Below are 18,319 nucleotides of genomic sequence, written 5' to 3' on the forward strand. Positions count from 1 at the left end.
TTGATCACAGCCGGGTCTTCGGAGTACTGCATGCCAGCGAACAGCGGGCTCGCTTGCAGGGCTTCGTAGCGCTTTTTCAGGAACTTGATGTTGTCATCGCCCCACACGAAGCTCATGTGCGGAGTGGTGTTGATGAACGAGCGAGGGTTCTTCAGAACACCTTGCTGAACCTGCCAGGCCCAGAATTGACGGGAGACCTGGAACGCTTCGTTGATCTCGACCGCTTTCGGGATCGTCACGTTGCCTTTGTCGTCTTCCGGGGTGTAGTTCAGCTCAGCGAGAGCCGAGTGACCGGTACCGGCGTTGTTCCAGCCGTTGGAGCTTTCCAGGGCGACGCCGTCGAGGCGCTCGACCATTTCCATCGACCAGCTTGGCTCCAGCTCATTGATCCACACACCGAGGGTGGTGCTCATGATGCCGCCGCCGATCAGCAGGACGTCGACTTTCTTTGCTTCGTCAGCATTGGCGGATGTCATCCCCATCGCCAAAGCCAGACCCAGCAGGGCTGTGTTCACTTTTTTAAACATCTGTTGCACCTATGATAAAACGCCTTCCGCCCGCCGCTGTTGTGCGTGTGAGGCCCCTCTTCTGCAACGCTCAGGCTAGCGTCGCGGGTTCCGGCACACTTCAATTTTGACGGGTGGGCACACAAGGCCGATGTACCGCATCGACCTCAGTTAATGTCCCTTCTGAACTGACTTCTTATCATTATTGGCTTCAGCTACTTGAGCGACAGGGATTCCGTCGGCCCGCCCAAAAGGCAAGCAAACTGAATAAGGTCAAACCAAGTTGGCGCGAAGAATATCACGTCAGGACAAACCCGCGCGTCTGTTCCCGACTTGAGAGTCTTTTTCCGCTCAGGGGCTTATCGGCTGGCAAGTGCCGAACATAACCCCAGCGCGGCCCTTGGCTGAATCCTCTCGCTTAAAGTCATCGTTTTGATGTTGTGAATACACTTGTGTTTACACCAAAGTCCAATGTGGGAGCTGGCTTGCCAGCGATAGCGGTGTGTCAGTTAACATCAATATTGAATGTGCCGGCCTTATCGCTGGCAAGCCAGCTCCCACATTGGGTTGTGGTGTTCGCAGGGTTACTGCACACCTGCTGCAGCACTCACAACCGAAACCGATCCACCGACTGCGCCAACTGCCCCGCCAGACTCGACAACTCATCTGTGGTGTTCGCCGTCTGGCCGATTACCCGGCTGTTGCCCTCGGACATCCCGGCAATCATCTCCACCTGATGGGCAATCTCGTTGCTGGCCTGGCTCTGCTCGCCGATGGTGCGGGTGATGTCATTGACCAGTTGTGTAGTGCTCAACGTTGCCTCAAGAATTTCCCGAATCGCCCGCTCGACGTCAGCCGTCACCGCCATGCCCTTGTCGACCTGCGCCACGCCCGCCTCCATGCTGCTGACGGCCTCGCGAGTACTGTGCTGAATGCGTGCGACCATCGCGGCGATTTCCTGAGTGGACGCGCTGGTTCGCGCCGCCAGGCTGCGCACTTCGTCCGCCACCACCGCAAAGCCCCTGCCCTGCTCACCGGCTCGCGCGGCCTCGATGGCGGCGTTCAGCGCCAGCAGGTTGGTCTGGTCGGCAATACTTTTGATCACCTGAATGATGTTGAAAATCGCTTCGGACTCCTGATCCAGCGTGCGGATCACCTGCGCCGACTGTTGCGCCGAGCGCGCAATATCATCCATGTCGCTGACCACTTGATGGATCACCTGCCCGCCATTCTTCGCCAATGACTCGGCCTGGTTGGCCATGCCCAGCGCGCGCTCGGCGTGTCGGGTGATTTCCTCGATGCTCGCGGTCATCTGGCTGGCGGCGGCAGCCATGGTCCCGGCGGCGACGCTTTGTTGCTGGCTGCTGTCGGCGACCTGATGGCAGCCATGGCTCAACTGCTCGCTCATGCCACTGACACCATGGGCATTTCGGCGCACCACGTCGATCATGTTGCGCAAGTCCCGCTGCATGGTCGCCAGGGTCCGAATCAAGACGCTGGCCTCGTCCTTGCCGGACGGCTCGGCGATGGACTCGCTGAGATTGCCGTGAGCGATGCTTTCGGCGATCCGGCTGGCCGTTTTCAGTGGCCCGAGGATGCTCGACATCACCCAGCGCCCCTGCGCCAGCAGCAACAACAGACTGGCAATCAGCACTAGGCCAAGAGCGAGATTGGCGTTGCGGATAGCCGCTTCGGTGCCTTCGCTGGTCTGTCGGGTGTTGGTTTCGATCAATTCACTCAGCGCCGCCATTTGCGTTTCGAGCTGACTGAACGCGGTATTGAACGTAGCGAGTTCCTGCTGCGCCGCATCCGGGTTGTCCAGTGCCAGCCCGACAATCCGCTCACCGGCGTTGATGTATGTGTCGAGACTCGGCTTGATCTGCTCCAGCGCCGTGCGCAGGGTCGGGTTGATTGGCAACTTGAGGTTGTCGTCGAGGACCTCGCGGAAATGCCCGGCGTGCTCATTGATCGAGTCGCGCACTTCGGCCGCTGTCCCGGTGCTTTTGCCCAACCCGACCAACATCGCCGAGTAAACATCAGCGCGCAGGGCGTCGTGCATCATGTCGGCCTCCATGTGGTTGCGCAGCGCGCTCATGCTGACGGCGTTGTCGTTGACCGCTGAAGCCATGTGCACATTACCGAAGTAACTGACCACGCCCATGATCAAGGCTGTCAGCAGACTGGTAACAATCAGCAACACTAAACGCAGTTTGATCGACACCTTGCAAATCCTCCCCGGGCACGCTGGAAAGCCCTGTCAGACCTTGAGTTAAGCCTATTTGCGCCAATCTGCCGCGCCAGAGCGTGTCAGCGAATGTCGACGGAGGACGACAGCACTGGCAAAACTTTCGGATTGTGCGACGAGTCTCACTTTGAACGCAGCGGGATCGCGCCTTCATCGCCATTTAATGGGCAAAGGCTATTGAGTCGGCCCCTCTGAAAACTCGTGCAGCACAAGGAAACGCTTATGAAACGCGCACTCTGGTTGGGACTACTCGGCACCCTCGCTATTGGCACCGCTCAGGCGGCGAGCGAGAAAGTCGCCATCAATCTGGTCAGCGCCGATGGTGCACCGCAGGCGATTGGCGCCGTCACCATCAGTGAAACGCCGTATGGCTTGCTGTTCACTCCCGATCTGAAATCTCTGCCGGCCGGGGTGCATGGTTTTCACGTCCATGAAAACGGCAGTTGCGAGGCCGGTATGAAAGACGGCGTCAAAGGCGCAGCCCTGGCGGCTGGCGGTCATTTCGATCCGCAAAAAACCGGCAAGCACCTCGGTCCTTATGCGGACGGACACCTCGGCGATTTGCCGGCGGTTTACGTGACGGCCGACGGTATCGCCAACTATCCGGTGCTGGCGCCGCGGCTGAAGAAAATCAGTGAGATCAAGGGGCATGCACTGATGATCCATGCCGGCGGCGATAACCATGCCGACATGCCCAAGCCCCTTGGCGGTGGCGGCGACCGCATGGCCTGTGGCGTGATCTGACCACTGCATATAGGAACGGGCAGCCCGCAACGGCGCTGCCCGCACTCCATATGAATCTCCCACGGAACTCCCGCCCTCCGCGCACCTCTCACATTATGTAGTACTTCCCTTTTGCTTCGCGCTTGTGGAGGAATACCGTCATGCGCAAGTTAGTGCTCGTTTCTTCTTTACTCTTATGCCTGCCCGTCGGTTCGGCACTGGCCCGCGTCGATGCGGGCGATGTCGCCACTTCAGCAGGTGTCTCCGCGTCGCTGTACTCGACCTTCAAGGATCACAAAATGGTGATTCCAGCCCGTGACGACTTGTCTGCATTCGTCGCCAGTGGCGGGGCCATTCGTGGGGTTTATCTTGAGTCGGTGCTGCAACAGGTTCGCCAGGAAAACCCTGGCATCAACGCCAGCGATGAAGACCTCGCCAATGCGATTCTGGTGCATTACGAAGGTCTGAATCAGTAGCTGTCAGAAGCGAAGCGGCCGATGGACGGCTGCTGACAGCGCATAGGCAAAAATGTCCGACGGCCTCTATGATGGAGGCCATGACGACTTCTGTGCCGTTGCGCTCACCCTGTCCGCCCGGCGCCTGCAATTGCGGGCGCGACCCGCTGCTGGAGAAACCCGGCGCGGATCTGCGCATCCTGCGCCTGACGCGCGAGGAAGAAAAACGTCTGCTCGCGCGTCTGGAGATGCTCAAGGATCTAACCGACCTCAGGCATCTGCAACAACGGATGTTTGAACAACTGGGTATCCGCGTCGAAGTCGCCCCCGGTTTCAACGAAGTGCGCACGATGCGTGGTATTGCCATTCAGATCGAAGAGCTGCCGGGGCTGTGTCGCAAGACCCGTCAGGCAATTCCGGCCGCAATTCGCCGGGGCCTGGAAAACCATCCGGAAATTGCCTTCGAACTGCTCAACGCCCACGACTTGTTGCGCGACACCTGATCACTTCTTCATCCCGACCCGTTTGCGCATTTCTGCGGTGATGCTCTGGCGGGTTTTCTTCATGTCCGCCCAGGGCTCGTCGCCGACTTCTGCCAGGCGTTCATGGACGTTGTGGATATTCCACTGATTGCCGCCCTTGATCTCGGCCACTTCTTCCCGGAACAACGGCACCGACACCGGCAAACCCTCACGGGTGCGCGCGGCATAAGTACAAATGGTGGTTGCGCCGAGACCATTGCGCAGATAGTCGATGAAGATTCGCCCGACGCGATTTTTCGGCCCGGACACCGCCGAAAATCGATCCGGCAACAGCTTGGCCATATGACTGACGATCGCGTGGCTGAAATCCTTGACCTCATCCCAGCCGAGCTTGCGGGTCAAGGGCACCACCAGGTGAATGCCCTTGCCGCCGCTGGTTTTGAGAAACGCCTTGAGCCCCAGTTCATCCAGCACCGTGAGGGTCAGCGCGGTGGCTTCGACCATGCTTTTCCAGGGCAGCGCCGGATCCGGGTCGAGGTCGAGGACGAAGCGGTCAGGCTTGTCGAGGTCAACCGTGGTGGCGTTCCAGGTGTGCAGTTCGACGGTGCTCATCTGCACCGCGCCGATCAGCGCTTCGGCGTTGTTGATCAGCATCACCGGTTGCCCGGTGACATCCTTGTCCAGCGTGGTGATGCCGGGGATCGCCAGACGTTCGGCGTTCTTCTGGAAGAACAGTTCGCCGGCGATGCCGTCCGGCGCCCGCACCAGCGCGACCGGGCGGTCCTTGAGTTGCGGCAGGATCCATTCGGCGACGCTGGCGTAGTATTCGGCCAGTTGCATTTTGGTAGTGCCGCTGACGGCGTCGATGACCCGATCCGGGTGGGTAATGCGCACCTTTCCGCTGGCCAGGCCGAGCTGCGATGGCGCAGTCTCCGCCGGTTCGGATTTGCTCGCAGCGATTTTTTTCGGGGCTTTCTTCGCGGCGGTTCTGCTCTCTGAAGTCTTCACGGATTTCGCTCGCTCCTCAGTGATGTCCTTGGCCGGTTTGTCCTCGCGCAATCCATGGAACACGGCATGACGCACCGAGCCGTCCTTGGTCATTTCGGCGAACGCGACTTCCGCCAGCAGTTTCGGTTTGAGCCAGTGCACGCCTTTGGCTTCGAATCCGTTCGGTGGGTTGACCACGGCAGCTTTTTTCACCTGCAAGGGTTTGAGTTGCGCGAGGATGCTTTTCAGGGTGGTTTCATTAAAACCGGTGCCGACCTTACCGGCGTAGCGCAGCTCGCCGCTATCACGATCATGCAGGCCCAGCAGCAACGCGCCGAAGGCACTGCGCGAGCCTTTCGGATCGGTGTAGCCAACGATCACGAATTCCTGACGATGTTTGCACTTGAGTTTGATCCAGTCGCTGCTGCGCCGTGAAACGTACGGCGAGCCGAGGCGTTTGCCGATCAGGCCTTCCATCTGCATCTGACAGGCGCTGTTAAGCAGCGCATCCGGGGTTTCGTCGAAAGCTTGGGAAAAGCGCAACAGCGGTTGCTCATGAGCACCGAGCACCGTTGAAAGTGCCGCGCGGCGTTCCTCGACTGCGACTTCGCGCAGGTCTACGCCGTTGAGATACGGCATGTCGAACAGGTAATAGAGGATGTCGGCACTGCTGCCGGAGTCGAAGGCATTTTGCAGCGCCTGAAAATCCGGCACGCCGTGTTCGTCGGCGACCACCATTTCACCATCGAGCCACGCTGACTCCAGTTTCAGTGCAGCCAGCGCTTCTGCCTGTTTCGGCAACTTGTGCGTCCAGTCGTGACCGTTGCGGGTGAAGAGCTGAACCTGTTCACCCTCGATCCGCGCCATGATCCGGTAACCGTCAAACTTGATCTCGTAGCTCCAGTCACCTTCCGGTGCGCTGTCGACCAGGGTCGCCAGTTGAGGTTTCAGTTGGGCGGGAATTTTCGCCTTGTGCGCGCCGGTCAGCGTGCCCGAAGCTTTCTTGCGTGGTTTGGCGGCAGGCTTCTCGATGGGTTTGACCTGCCTGGCTGCAAGCTTGGGTTTATCGACCAGAGTGCGCTCACTTAAAACACTATCCGGCTCGGCCACCAGCACGTCGTAATCATCCTGCGGGCGGGCGGCGCTGTCCTGATGCTTGATCAGAAACCAGTTCTCCTTCTTGCCCGGCGTGTGGGTGCGCACCAGATTCCAGATCCCGGCGAGTTTCTCGCCCTGTAACTCGAACTTGAGCTTGCCTTTGACGTAGGCCTTTTGCGGGTCTTCCAGTGGGATCCATACCCCGCGATCCCAGACGATCACATCCCCGGCGCCGTAATGCCCTTCGGGAATACTGCCTTCGAACGTCGCATAATCCAGCGGGTGGTCTTCGACATGCACTGCCAGGCGCTTGACCTTGGGGTCGAGCGATGGCCCTTTCGGCACCGCCCAGCTCTTCAGCGCGCCATCGAGCTCCAGGCGAAAGTCGTAATGCAGGTGCGAGGCGTCGTGCTTCTGGATGCAGAACTGCAGGGCGTGATCCGCTGCGGTCTTCTTGCTCGAACGCTTGACTGCGGCTGGCTCCGACGTCGCTGAGAAATCGCGCATGCGGTTGTAGTCGTCAAGGTTTCTGCTCATGGCGCACCTGCCCTGTTTCAGCCAATACGAGTCACAGTCAAGGCGACCACGGCGATCCGGTCGACCCGTTGGTATCCCGGGTTGAGCAGTTCCTCGCCGAAGACATCCGGATCGATTTCCCGGTAGGTCCAGGCGAACCGTGCTTCATCGAGTCGTGGCAACACCGTGTCGAGAAACGGATCGCGACCATCGACCATCGCCACGCCGGTATAGAGCAGCAACGAGCCGCCGGGTGTGAGCCGATTGAGGGCTTGCTCGACGATGCGCAACGACAGCCCGGCGCCCAGCGTGCCACCGCCATGCCGGTAGGCCCGCGCGGCGGGATCGGCCATGTACGGCGGGTTGGCGACGATCAGATCGAACTCGCCGTCGACGCCTTGCAGCAGATCGCTGGCATGGGCTTCGACGTTGGCGACTTCCGCCAATGCCGCGTTAATCGTGGTCAGGCGTAGCGCGGCGGGATTGATATCCAGCGCCAACACTTGCGCTTCGCGGCGGGCGCGGCCGATCAGAATGGCACCAACACCGGCACCGCAGCCGATGTCCACCGCACGATGGATCGGCGCGAAATTCTGCTGCAAATGGGCGTGAATCAATTGGGCGAAGCGATAAGTGTCCGGACCGAAAAATACTGAATCGGCGGCGTCGGTGGGATACGCCGAATGCACGAATAGCAAGTCGTCCAGGCTCGACCAGCGTACGCGGCTTTTCAGGTGACCTTCGTAGCAATCGATTACTTGCGCATCCTGTAACTGCCGTTGCTCATCGGCAGACAACAGGCCCGGCGCAAAGGGCCGCGACCAGCCAAATACATCGCGCAGGGAGTCAGCGAACTGGCCTTCGTCACGCTGATTGACCCGCTGATGGGTCAGCGGCGTCGGGGTGATGAAACGATAGCCGTCAGCCTGCAAGCGCCGGCCCAGTTGCAGCAACGCAAGATCGTCGGTGGACAGTTGTTCTTCCTGATTCATTGCTGATGTCCTTAAGGCAGGCGGGATTTGAGTTCGATAAACCGGCGAGTGGCAAGTAGCCCGGCAGGATGCGCATGCCGCGCCGGCGCCAGCCACGGAATAAGCGCGGCCATTTGTGCGTGGCCATCAAGCCCTTCCAGCGCGGCGTTGAGCTGCTGTACGTCGGGGTCCTGTTCAGGCACCTCAATTGGTGAGTTGGCCGGCGCGTGTCGGCGCAACGCCGTGGCTTTTCGCGCCGGTTTCCAGTCGCCGGCAATCCAGTCGTGGACCAGCTGTTTCTCGTAGGCGCTGAACACGCCGAACATCGCCGCACCATCGCCGTCGATCAACTGCCAGAAGCGACTGGCCTGCGGGTCTTCATGACGCTTGATCCAGCCTTTGTCCTGCAGGGCTTGCAGGAAGCCCGGCAAATGCGCCGGTTCGGCCAGCCATTGGTTGACGGTTTTACCTTCAAAGCGACAATAGTCCGAGTGCATGTGCTGGGCGAACGGGCACTTGCGCTCGAGCATCGCGAGCAATTCGTTTTCCAGGTCGAAAACTTCGATGATCGCGCGACTGCCCTGCCCCAGATCATTGAGTCGATAACCCAGCGATACCCGCCGCAGAAAATCGGCGCGATCGGCCTCAAGCGGCAACAGGTCAAGTACCGCTTGTACGGCTTTCTGCGCATGGCCGGTGCTGGCGTTGTCGATGGTGACGTGCAAAGTGAAGTAATACGGGTCGATGCCCAGCTCGCTAAGCTCGTAACTGCTGATCAGCAAGTGCAACGGCAGTTGCTCGTAGCCGAGGTTGTAGCCGATGACTTCTGGCAAAAACTCATCGCCGCAGACGCCGAGCGCCAGTTGCAGGGCGCCTTGTAGATAACGCTCATCGGTAATGGGACCGGCGTGGTCGAGGTCGTGTTCGGCCAGCAGTTTGCGGTAGATCACCACATGGTTCTGCGCCGGATTGCCCTCACCAAGCTCTTCCAGATAGGTGCAGAGCAAACCGCTGAAACGTGGATCGCGCCAATGCTGCAACAGCCCGTACAACCAGGCACCATCGACCAGTTTGGTCGGGCCCACCGCTTGCAGGAAGTACAACGCCTGAGCCTTGTTTCTGAAGAACTGCCGTGGCCCGCCGGCCTTGCGCTGTTGCAGATAATCAGCGTATTGCCGAGCGACATCGGCGCAATGCGCGGCGACCCAGGCGTGCCAGGTAGAGGGGTCTTGCGGCAGCTCTTCGGGCAACGCTACAGCACATTCCAGCTGTTGGTGCAGGAACGTTTGCGCAAGGGCTTGCGGGTTTTCCTCCCGTAGCAGCGCTTCATAGACGCCACGGATATTCCCGGCGGGTTCGATCGCTTGTTCTTGGGCTGGCACGGATTGCAGGGGTGTCAGGACAGTCATGGCAATATTCTCGGTCGATTGTCAGGACGCTGTTTCGCGCCTCTACAGCAGCAGAGGGGTTGCGCATGGCAAAAATTCAATCGCGCTGAAAAATGCCCGGACGGACGGAGCAGTTGATGAATCCGTGAACGAGACCGAAGGCTACATCTGCAGCGCATTCCGGGGCGAATCCCGGGCATTCATGCCACTCGCTGCACCTGGGCAAAAATTTCCGTGATGGACCGCTGCGGCTGACGCTCTTGCAACTGCCGCACCTGCTCACTCAGCCGCAGCAACTCCTCACTTGGTTTGGCCCATTGATCTTCCGGCAGCGGCTCCGACCATTCGCGCATGACATCGGGAAGCGTCTGTTTGCCAATCCTTTCGAGGCGCCGCACTTCCCACTCGACGAGGTAGTTGGGAATCGTCCACAGAGTCATGACGTGGTACAGGTACCAGAAAAACCCTGACAGCCGAGTGCGCGAGCCATCGCGTATCTGCTGGTGCATGCGTGCGCGGGCGTTGCGAAAGGTGTGCAGGCCCTCGTGGGGAGGGTCGTCGGGGCCTTGGAGGTCTTGCAGATCCTGAATCGATTTGAGGTCGTTGACCTCGTATTCCATGTAGCCGCGAATGGCTTCCCAATGGCTGATGGCGAGTGGCAGGCCGGCGCAGGGGAATTCGAGGCTGGTGAGGGTTTCGCCGTGGTAGAAGCCGATGCCCATGCCGTATTGACGGTGGATGCCGTATTGGGTCGCGCCTTGGGCTTCGATGATCCAGGCGGAAAGGGATTCCCAGGGGACGAAGACGGGGTCGGTTTCGCCTTCGGGCATGAAGCAAACTTCGCGGCGTTGGCGGTTGAAGCGGGTCGGGATGATTGAGGCGCGTTTTTTGTGGTTGTGGTGCCAGACGGCGAGGCCTATGAAGAGACTTAGAAAGCCTGCAATTAAAGAGACTCCGTAAGCCTCCTGAAAAAGGCCCACTATGGCGTGAGAGATGTCACCCCATCCCATCCCAAATAAAAAGAACATGAAACCGCCAATGAGAGGGAACAAACAAGCGGTCATAAAAGTGCCACTCAACGGTCCTCCCAATATGACCTGCCACGAAAACACCTGCGGTAATCCCAACCCAAAATCCATATAAACATTATTCAGCTCGCCTATATGAGGACCGTATGGCGGCAATGGTGTTGGAAGAGGCAGCGGTGCGAGATAGGTAATCTTTCCACTCGGAAAGGGCTCGACATCTCCTGCTCGCTGCTGCTCAAGCCGTTCATGGACGGGCACATCGTGATTACTCGGCATGATCGGCCAGTTCCAGAAATTGGGTCTCGACAAGCAAAACTGGTGGGGACTCTTTAATCAACTGAGGAGAAACCACCGAAAAATGTCCCTCACCCCGAGGGTCCAAATGTATGACGCGTGTTCGCGATGACCACTCACCGTTGGTATTCAAGGTTTGTATGCAGACTGCCAGTTCCAGCGTCTCTCTGGCAGGCGTAAATTCAGAACCGAGACCCACCGGGTACTGAAGACAGAGCACGAGTCCCTCCGGGGATGACTTTACGATGCGCAAGCTACTTACGACCTCATCGCTGATTATGTCCTTGCGTTCTCGGGGCGCTCCTTGACTGTGTAATGGCAGAGAAATACGGTGAGCGCCGATGCCTAGACGATGTGTCGACTTACCGCCAAAGGGAGGCAGCAGATCACTCAACGTCAGTCTTGGCAGCACCAGATGGATATCGCTGGGTTTGGCTTTGAACAACAGTTTTTTCAGCCAAGAGTCGTACGGGTTTGGGCCAAGTTGGGCGTAAGGCGCGTGAATCAGAAAAGCCAGATACTTTTGATAGTCATCCAGTGAGTGATCACCGCACATTTCCGCATCCCGGCTCCAAGGCGTGATTTGCAGCCATTTATCGTGAGCGCTTAGGTTGTAGCGGTTAAATAGCCAGGTGCCGCTCAGCTCAAGCACAGTGAACAGCGCCCCTGCGAGATTGAAGCGGAAAAATACAGTGGACAGACGTGTGCCCGCGGCCGCCCAAGCGGCAGTTCGCGCGGCACGATTCGGTGCAGTCAATACCTTGAACGTGGCGTGGGCGGTGTTGCTCAAGCCATAGGCGTTGACTGTCACCATTCCACCTGCTCCGAATGTACCAAGTGCTGCACTGTTACTCGCCGCTCGATTTCCACTTCGAGTAGCCTGCTCCCAGTTCTTGTGTTGTGTGCGAAGACTAATTGTGGAAGCCACCAACCCTAAGAAGAAGTTTAAAAAGCCTAGCCCTATGTGCAATTTCCCCATCTGCACATATACATGCTGCAAGGCATGAGGTTGAAGTGCAGCTACAAGCGCAGTGCTACGAGCCTTCATTGCTGTATCAGCAAGACTTTGAGCCGCTGTAAAACCCGCCGCCCCAGTCGTCGCCAATGCACCGTAAAGTGGAGCCCACGTCCGCTTGTTGTTGGCCTGTTTGGTCAGTTCTTTGATAACCCCCACCAAATTCACCACCTGCACCAAAACCACCACCAACCCCATCCCCTCCGTCTTCACCAGACTCCCCGCCGAAATCCCACCCACCCCCAGCCGAATATTCCCCAACAAACTCCTTAACTCCCCCTGCTGCGCCGGCGGAAACACCACCGTCACCCCTGCCCGCGCAGGCGTCGCGCCGTACAAGCGGGCCGAGCGATCCGGCACTTCCTCAATCGGGCTCAGCGCCGCCGCCAGTCGCCCTTCAATCACCGTCAACTGCGCCCGCACGCGCAGGATCTCTTCCTGCAACTCCAGCGCTCTCGGCGTTTTGTGGCCTTGACGGTTCTTGTTGTGGGTGATCTGGTTGCGTTCGCGGTTGAGGGTTTTCAGGTAGTCGCGTTCGCGCAGCAATTCCTTGATTGCGGTTTGCAGGGCGGACTGTTCTGCCGCGCTGGCGACGGTGAAGGTCACGCCGCTGGTTTTGGCGGCATCGAAGAGGCGCAATTTCAGCCCCTTGGGCAGGCGCTGGAACAGCTCATCGAGGTCGGGAATTTTCTCGCCCGACAGATCGAAGCCCTCCAGTACGCGGTTCAGGCCCAGGTTCAGGGCCGGGCTGTAGGTGTCCTGCACAGCGGCCGCGACCGTGCGGCTGTGTTCGGGCATGTCGTCGAGGGCCGGCAGGTGCGGTTGCTCGATCTTCTTCAGTTTCGCCAGCCAGTCCGGCAGGTTGTTGAAGGTGGCCATGCCGGCGTTGAACAGGAACGCATATTGCCCGGCCTGCTCGGCTTGCAGACGCAGCGGCAAGGTGTAGAACAGCGTTCGGGTCAGTTCCGGGTGCTGTTCCAGATAACCGAGCATTTGTTCGCTCGCCGCGTCGCTGCGGCAGAGGTCCTTGAGGCAGGCGTATTCGGTGCTGAGGGCCTGGTGCAGTTGCGTCGCGTCTTGTGCGTCGTAGTACCACGCTGCGCGGTGGAAGCGGCCGTCGACCAGCAGTTGCGTGCGGTCGGCGGTGATGCGTTCGAGCAGGCGGTTCCAGCGGCCAAGGTCATCGCGCAGCAGATTCAGTCTGTCGTCCATCGCCGGTCGGTCGATCAGGTCGTTGACCCCGCGTTTGCCGCTGAGCACCGGGCCGTCGAGCACATCGCGCATGCGCCGATCCTGATCCTTGCCCAGATCGACCAGCGCTGACAGGTGTCGCTCGACGAAATTTTCGGGGGCGACTGCCTCGAAATACTGACGCGTGTAGTAGCGGCGATCCGCCTCGGCGGTGGCGCGGGAATGGGCGGTGAAGTCTGGCGCGACGCCGTCGAAACGGTTCAGGGCCAGCGACTGATCGAGGGCCTTTTCACGCAGTTGCTTCAGGTCCGGCGTCGCGTCTGTAGAGGTCGGCTCGACGCTGCCGCCCTTGTTCAAATAATCGAGCAACGCCTTGCGCGTGTTCTCACGATCCGGCGCCGGTAACTGTTCGATATCGGCAAACAGGGCTTTGGCCTGCGGTTGGTCACTGGCGTTGGCCAGACTGTCGAAATCTTTGTCGTTGAGCTGGCTGAGGGACTCGATGTAACTGGCCAACAGATAATCACGCTCGCTGTTATCGGCGTTGCTCCACGCCTCGACCCAGCCGACCACGCGGTCCTGATACTCGGCCAGATCGCGCAGCACGCCCAGATCATCGTTGACCAGCAGAAACAGCGTGTCGTCCTGATACGGCCCGCGTACCCGACCGAGAAACTCGCCGATGTGGGCGGCACGAAAACGCTTCGGCTGCTCCCACAAATACGGTTCGCGTTCATGCTCGGGGGCATCGCTGACCTGCACGGCAGGCATCCGTGTTGCGTCCGTTTCAGCGACCGGCTCAGCGCCAGTCGCCACTTCCGCCAGCCATTTTTTCGCCTGAGCAACCGTCAGCAAATGTTCGCCACCGACCAGACAATTCACCGGCCCCAAATCGACTGCCTGCATGAAATGCTCACGCTCCTCAGCGCTGTCCAGCACCTGAGAGCATTTGCGGGCCGTCCACTGCACCTCGGCGAAGCTCACGTACAGCGTACTTTTGCGCGAAAAAATCAGCGCCGGGCGCTCTTCAATGGCGCCGAGCTGATCCTCGTTAACCGTTTTACCCTGATGCAGCAACGCCGTGACAATGCCGTCGAGTACCCGGTATTCGTACAAGTCACCACTGAGGCCGTCGATGATGTACAGCCAGCCGTCGCGCAGCCGGCGGATGCCCATCGGGCGTGCGCTCAGGGTGTACGGCAAATTCAGCTCGGCGCCGGGATCGTGCTCTCTTTCCACCAGGCCGTAACTCAGCGGCAGCAGTTGCACGTGAGTTTGTCGTAGCGGGCACGCCGTGGGAGTAGCAATTGGGGCTTTCGAAGCCGCTGTGGCGTCGAGAATGGCGGGATGGGTCATTGGCGCCCCCCCCTGGCGAGCCCAGCACTGCGCCAGATCAGCGGCCAGCGCACCGCACCCGCCAGGAGCCAGCAGAAGCCCGGCATGCCCGCACACGCGAAAACCGCTGAAAAAACCTTCTTTATCCCGTAAGAAAACGATGAACCTGCCAACGGTAAGCATCCACATGTCCCTGTGTCTGTTTAAGGCACAGGACTGTGGGGCGTGATGGCTTAATCGGTGAAGTCAGATGAATCGACGCTTGATGTAGGACGGTTCAATTTAGGAAAAGACGGACAGTCTCACGCAGAATGTCCTACAGACATTACTGCAGAAAAAGGCGATCCACTTGTTGCACGGGGTAGCGACGTCCTGCCTCAGGCTGTGCCCTTGGCCTGCTGCTCCAGATGCACCTGCAATTCAGGATCAATCTGCAACGCCGCCGCCAGCTCATCCAGATAGCTGCGCTCGGCGTCCTGCTGGTCATCCACCAGCATCACGCTGGCCAGGTACATTTCCGCGGCCACCGCCGGGTCGTTGTTTGCCGACTGCGCCACTTCATTGGGGTCAAGGGGCTTGGCGACTTCGTCATCAAGCCACTGCTTCAGCTGCGGATCATCAGTGTGCTTGCCGATCTCACTGCTTATAAGCTGTTTTTCACTATCGTCGATGCGCCCGTCAGCCTTGGCCGCCGCGATCAGCGCACGCAGCACGGCATGGCTGTGTTCTTCGATTTCGGGGCCGGCGAGCAGATTGGCCGTTTGCGGCGTCTGCTGTGGCGCTGCGCTGGCCTGACTGCGTTGCCAGGCCTGATACGCCTGAAACGCCATCATGCCCAACGATGCCAGCGCCGCATAATTGGTGCCCCCGGAACGGCTTTGCGTACCGCCAGCGCCGCCCAAAACGCTGCCCAACCCACCGCCGCCGAGCAAGCCACCGAGCAATCCGCCCAAACCTCCTACCCCTCCGGCAGGCGAACCGCCGCGAGTGCCGGTGGAGTCCGCGCCACCAAGCAGCCCGCCCAGCAAACCACCGAGGCCACCCAGACCACCACCGGCGGCACCACTTTGTTGACCCGCCGAGGCCTGGCCCCGCAGCAATTGTTCGAGCAAATCGCTGGTATTCATGACGTCATCCTCAAGCATTGGCAGTGACTGCGTCTGGCAACAATAGACCGCTGCGGCCATTGCGCCAGCACCGTTTGGCCGACACAGAAAAGGCCTACAGATTTCGCCTGCGTATTTTTTCAGTGGCGAGCTAAGATTCATGGTGGGTGAACCTTATCCCGGCATGACCGGTCGATAGCAGCAACCCCGACCCGGTTAGCCGGCGCCCTTGCTGTCCAAGGGTGTTACCCGGCTTGCTTCACTTTCTGGAGAACGCCCCCGTGATATCCACCGTCCACATTGCCAGGCTCAAGGCCTGGGGCGCCCATGGCTTTACCGCGACCGGCGTGGTCACAGCATTTCTGGCCACTCTCGCCCTGCTGGAAAACCAGCCCGTCCACTGCCTGATGTGGCTGGGCGTGGCGCTGATCGTCGACGGCCTCGACGGCGCACTGGCACGCAAGGTCAATGTGCAATCGGTACTGCCCAGTTTCGATGGCTCGATCCTCGATCTGGTCATCGATTACCTGACTTACGTGTTCATTCCGGCCCTGTTTATCTATCGCTACATTCCGCTGCCGGATTACACGCTGTTGCTGACGGTGTCGCTGATTCTGGTGTCGTCGCTGTTCTGCTTCTGCAACGTCAACATGAAAAGCAAGGACAACTACTTTGTCGGTTTCCCCGCCGCGTGGAACGTGGTTGCGCTATGCCTGTACATCATCGGGCCAGGACCGTGGATCACCTTTCTGACCGTGATCGGCCTGGCGCTGCTGACGGTAACGCGGATGAAGTTCCTCCACCCGTTCCGCGTGCGCCGCTTCATGCCGATCAACATTGCGGTCACGGCAATCTGGCTGCTGTGCAGCTTGTCACTGGTGCTCAATCACCCGGTGATCAATCCAATGGTGATGGGCTTGTGGCTGCTGATGTCGGCGTACTTCCTGGGGATCTGCATCTGGCGCACGGCACTGGAATGGTTTGATCGGTCCCAAGCGAAATAGCCCCAAGACATACCCGAAAACCTGTGGGAGCTGGCTTGCCAGCTATGACGGAGGGTCAGTCAGCATATTCATTGCCGACAGACCGCTATCGCTGGCAAGCCAGCTCCCACAAGGATCTCCCTTCAGATGAAGGATCGAGTTCGACTCAGCGCTTGCTGATCACCACCTCCAGATACTCGCTCGGCACCACCAGCGAGTCCTCCCCTGCCCGGTTAAGGCGGTTGAGCAAATCCGCCAGATCACTCTCCAGCGCCTGGCCGCTTTCCGGTGGCAATACCGCAAAGGCCTTGTGCACCGGCCCGTACCAATGCCGAAAGATATCGATGAAGTGCGCCGCCGAGCGATAGCGGAAATTGAACTCGCGGCGAGTCACCTGCACGACGAAATCGCGGTCATCGAAATGCTGGTGGAGCCACGCTTCCGTGCCCCAGTTCGACGGTGGCTGAGCACCGGCCGGCGGTGGCAGATGGCGACCGAGGGTCTTGAACATCTGGCCGACGAAACCTTCCGGCGTCCAGTTGGCCAGTCCGATCCGCCCGCCACGACAGCAAACCCGCGCCAGTTCGGCCGCCGCCTGGTCCTGATCCGGGGCAAACATCACCCCGAACGTCGACAGCACCGCTGCAAAACTGCCGTCGGCGAACGGCAGTGCTTCGGCGTCAGCGACTTGAAAGGTCACGTCCAGGTGTTCGGCCCGGGCGCGATCCTGGCCGCGCTCCAGCAGGGCTGCCACGTAGTCAGTCGAGGTGACCAGACAGCCGCGCCGCGCTGCCGCCAGTGTTGCGTTGCCGTTACCGGCCGCGACATCCAGCACTTCCTCATCGCAACGCAGGTCGCAGGCTTCGGCGAGATTTTCACCGACGATTTGCAAGGTCGTGCCGATCAAGGAGTAGTCGCCGCTGGCCCAAGCGACCTTCTGGCGTTCCTTCAAGGCAGTGAGATCAATCGGGGTACTCATGAAGAGGTGCTCCGCAACAGGTGGAAACTGGCTTCATTCGGCGGTAGTCGGGTCGATCACCGTCATCACCCGCGCCACGCTGTTGGCGGGGAAACCGCCGAGGCGAGCGTGTTCGCGCACCTGCTCTTCATCGGGGGCGATGTACACGCAGTAGATTTTGTCGGCAGTGACGTAACTCTGCAGCCATTGCACCTGTGGCCCGAGTTCACGCAACGCATTGCAGGACGTTTGTGAAACGGCTTTGAGTTCTTGCTCCGACAGCTTTCCGGCCCCTGGAATCTCGCGTTCAATCACGAATTTCGGCATGGCAACCTCGCGTTCTTCTTGTTGTATGGCGTCTGTGGCGGGGCCGGCAGTGGCCCTGCTCGTCCACTATCGCGCCGAGCGCGGCCGGCGTCCCTGCCAGTCGTCTGCAGATTCAGGAAAACCGCGGCTTTGCCGATGAGTGGTGGAAATCTGTTAAGCGGTTGCAACACCCTCGGCATTGCCAGCAGCGGTCGATTGGTTTCTGATGCACGTTCGCCCTCTGAACGGACTCGAATCATGCCCGTGCGCCTCGACTGGCTGGCCCGCCACCTGCAACACAGCGACACCTATGCCGCCTGGATCCACCAGCAATTTCACTACGAGTACGCCCATCAACCCTTGGTCGAATGGCAACGGGAATTTGCCGAAGGTCAAAGCAATGGTGACTGGTCTTGCCTGATCGCTTTGGACGGTGAACGACTGGTCGGCGGTGCAGCGCTGGCTCGCGATGATCTCGCGCATCGGCCCGATCTCGGCCCTTGGCTGGCCTGCGTATTCGTCGACCCGGCAGCTCGCGGGCAAGGCTTGGCCGAGCAATTGATCGAAGGGATTTGTCAGGAAGCGAAAAACCGTGGCCTGGCGCGTCTTTATCTGCACACGCAGAGCAAGCAGGACTACTACGGCAAACGCGGCTGGCAGGTGCTGGAGCGTTTTCGCGCCTGGGACAACGACCAATGGCTCATGGTGCGCGACCTCTGAGCCATTGGCCGG

Annotated in this window: 15 protein-coding genes and 1 pseudogene; 5 read left to right on the top strand and 11 right to left on the bottom strand. The window is 59.7% G+C overall.

The genetic code is table 11. The features are described 5' to 3' along the window. The 3 genes and pseudogenes from ACIONG_RS13065 to ACIONG_RS13075 form a co-directional block, all read right to left on the bottom strand. Window positions 1-527 (bottom strand): malate:quinone oxidoreductase (locus ACIONG_RS13065; RefSeq protein WP_401299898.1); only part of this gene is annotated, 527 nt, incomplete at its 3' end. 586 nt (window positions 528-1,113) lie between these two features. Further along, window positions 1,114-1,977, bottom strand: coding sequence for a methyl-accepting chemotaxis protein (locus tag ACIONG_RS13070; protein ID WP_401299990.1), 864 nt, complete (start codon window positions 1,975-1,977; stop codon window positions 1,114-1,116). After that, window positions 1,972-2,727 (bottom strand): annotated as a pseudogene (locus ACIONG_RS13075) (MCP four helix bundle domain-containing protein); the annotation flags it as partial. The pseudogene ACIONG_RS13075 and the gene ACIONG_RS13070, both read right to left, overlap by 6 nt. Window positions 2,728-2,973: 246 nt before the next feature. Between ACIONG_RS13075 and sodC the strand changes: the two are divergent. The 3 genes from sodC (at window position 2,974) to ACIONG_RS13090 (ending at window position 4,432) form a co-directional block, all read left to right on the top strand. Then, the gene (gene sodC, locus ACIONG_RS13080) at window positions 2,974-3,495 is read left to right on the top strand and encodes a superoxide dismutase family protein (RefSeq protein WP_103303300.1); all 522 of its coding nucleotides are present in this window, start codon (window positions 2,974-2,976) and stop codon (window positions 3,493-3,495) included. Window positions 3,496-3,635: 140 nt separating this feature from the next. Then, window positions 3,636-3,950 carry a DUF2388 domain-containing protein gene (locus ACIONG_RS13085; RefSeq protein ID WP_103303299.1) on the top strand — a complete coding sequence of 105 codons (315 nt, stop codon included), beginning with the start codon at window positions 3,636-3,638 and terminating at the stop codon, window positions 3,948-3,950. Between the two features lie 80 nt (window positions 3,951-4,030). Continuing rightward, window positions 4,031-4,432, top strand: coding sequence for a hypothetical protein (locus tag ACIONG_RS13090; protein ID WP_315448186.1), 402 nt, complete (start codon window positions 4,031-4,033; stop codon window positions 4,430-4,432). On the opposite strand, the gene ligD is transcribed toward ACIONG_RS13090, so the two are convergent. From ligD to ACIONG_RS13120, 6 genes are all read right to left on the bottom strand, one after another. Continuing rightward, entirely contained in the window at window positions 4,433-7,033 is a 2,601-nt protein-coding gene (gene ligD, locus ACIONG_RS13095; protein WP_401299903.1) for a DNA ligase D, read from the bottom strand. Window positions 7,034-7,050: 17 nt separating this feature from the next. Then, a complete protein-coding gene (locus ACIONG_RS13100; protein WP_401299906.1) occupies window positions 7,051-8,004 on the bottom strand; it encodes a methyltransferase in 954 nt (317 codons plus the stop codon). 11 nt (window positions 8,005-8,015) lie between these two features. Beyond that, a complete protein-coding gene (locus tag ACIONG_RS13105; protein ID WP_401299909.1) occupies window positions 8,016-9,392 on the bottom strand; it encodes an iron-containing redox enzyme family protein in 1,377 nt (458 codons plus the stop codon). A gap of 179 nt (window positions 9,393-9,571) precedes the next feature. After that, on the bottom strand, window positions 9,572-10,675 hold the full coding sequence (locus tag ACIONG_RS13110; RefSeq protein ID WP_401299912.1) for a hypothetical protein: 1,104 nt from the start codon (window positions 10,673-10,675) through the stop codon (window positions 9,572-9,574). Next, window positions 10,665-14,255, bottom strand: a complete 3,591-nt coding sequence (locus ACIONG_RS13115) for a toxin VasX (RefSeq protein WP_401299915.1) — start codon at window positions 14,253-14,255, stop codon at window positions 10,665-10,667. Before ACIONG_RS13115 ends, ACIONG_RS13110 begins: the two co-directional genes overlap by 11 nt. 356 nt (window positions 14,256-14,611) lie before the next feature. Continuing rightward, window positions 14,612-15,361 (bottom strand): tellurite resistance TerB family protein, encoded by a 750-nt coding sequence (locus ACIONG_RS13120; RefSeq protein ID WP_401299918.1) that lies wholly within the window; start codon window positions 15,359-15,361, stop codon window positions 14,612-14,614. 260 nt (window positions 15,362-15,621) lie between these two features. Between ACIONG_RS13120 and pcsA the strand changes: the two genes are divergently transcribed. After that, window positions 15,622-16,344, top strand: coding sequence for a phosphatidylcholine synthase (gene pcsA / locus ACIONG_RS13125; RefSeq protein WP_213028257.1), 723 nt, complete (start codon window positions 15,622-15,624; stop codon window positions 16,342-16,344). 145 nt (window positions 16,345-16,489) lie between these two features. Here the strand turns inward: pcsA and ACIONG_RS13130 are convergent, their stop codons facing one another. Further along, complete coding sequence (locus ACIONG_RS13130) at window positions 16,490-17,302, bottom strand: class I SAM-dependent methyltransferase (protein WP_401299922.1); 813 nt, start codon at window positions 17,300-17,302, stop codon at window positions 16,490-16,492. Between the two features lie 33 nt (window positions 17,303-17,335). Next, window positions 17,336-17,608 carry a DUF4242 domain-containing protein gene (locus ACIONG_RS13135; RefSeq protein ID WP_103306919.1) on the bottom strand — a complete coding sequence of 91 codons (273 nt, stop codon included), beginning with the start codon at window positions 17,606-17,608 and terminating at the stop codon, window positions 17,336-17,338. A gap of 237 nt (window positions 17,609-17,845) precedes the next feature. Between ACIONG_RS13135 and ACIONG_RS13140 the strand changes: the two genes are divergently transcribed. After that, complete coding sequence (locus ACIONG_RS13140) at window positions 17,846-18,307, top strand: GNAT family N-acetyltransferase (protein WP_401299925.1); 462 nt, start codon at window positions 17,846-17,848, stop codon at window positions 18,305-18,307. Window positions 18,308-18,319: the final 12 nt, after the last annotated feature.

It is taken from the genome of Pseudomonas sp. NPDC087817 (genome assembly GCF_044742875.1).
Classification (GTDB): domain Bacteria; phylum Pseudomonadota; class Gammaproteobacteria; order Pseudomonadales; family Pseudomonadaceae; genus Aquipseudomonas.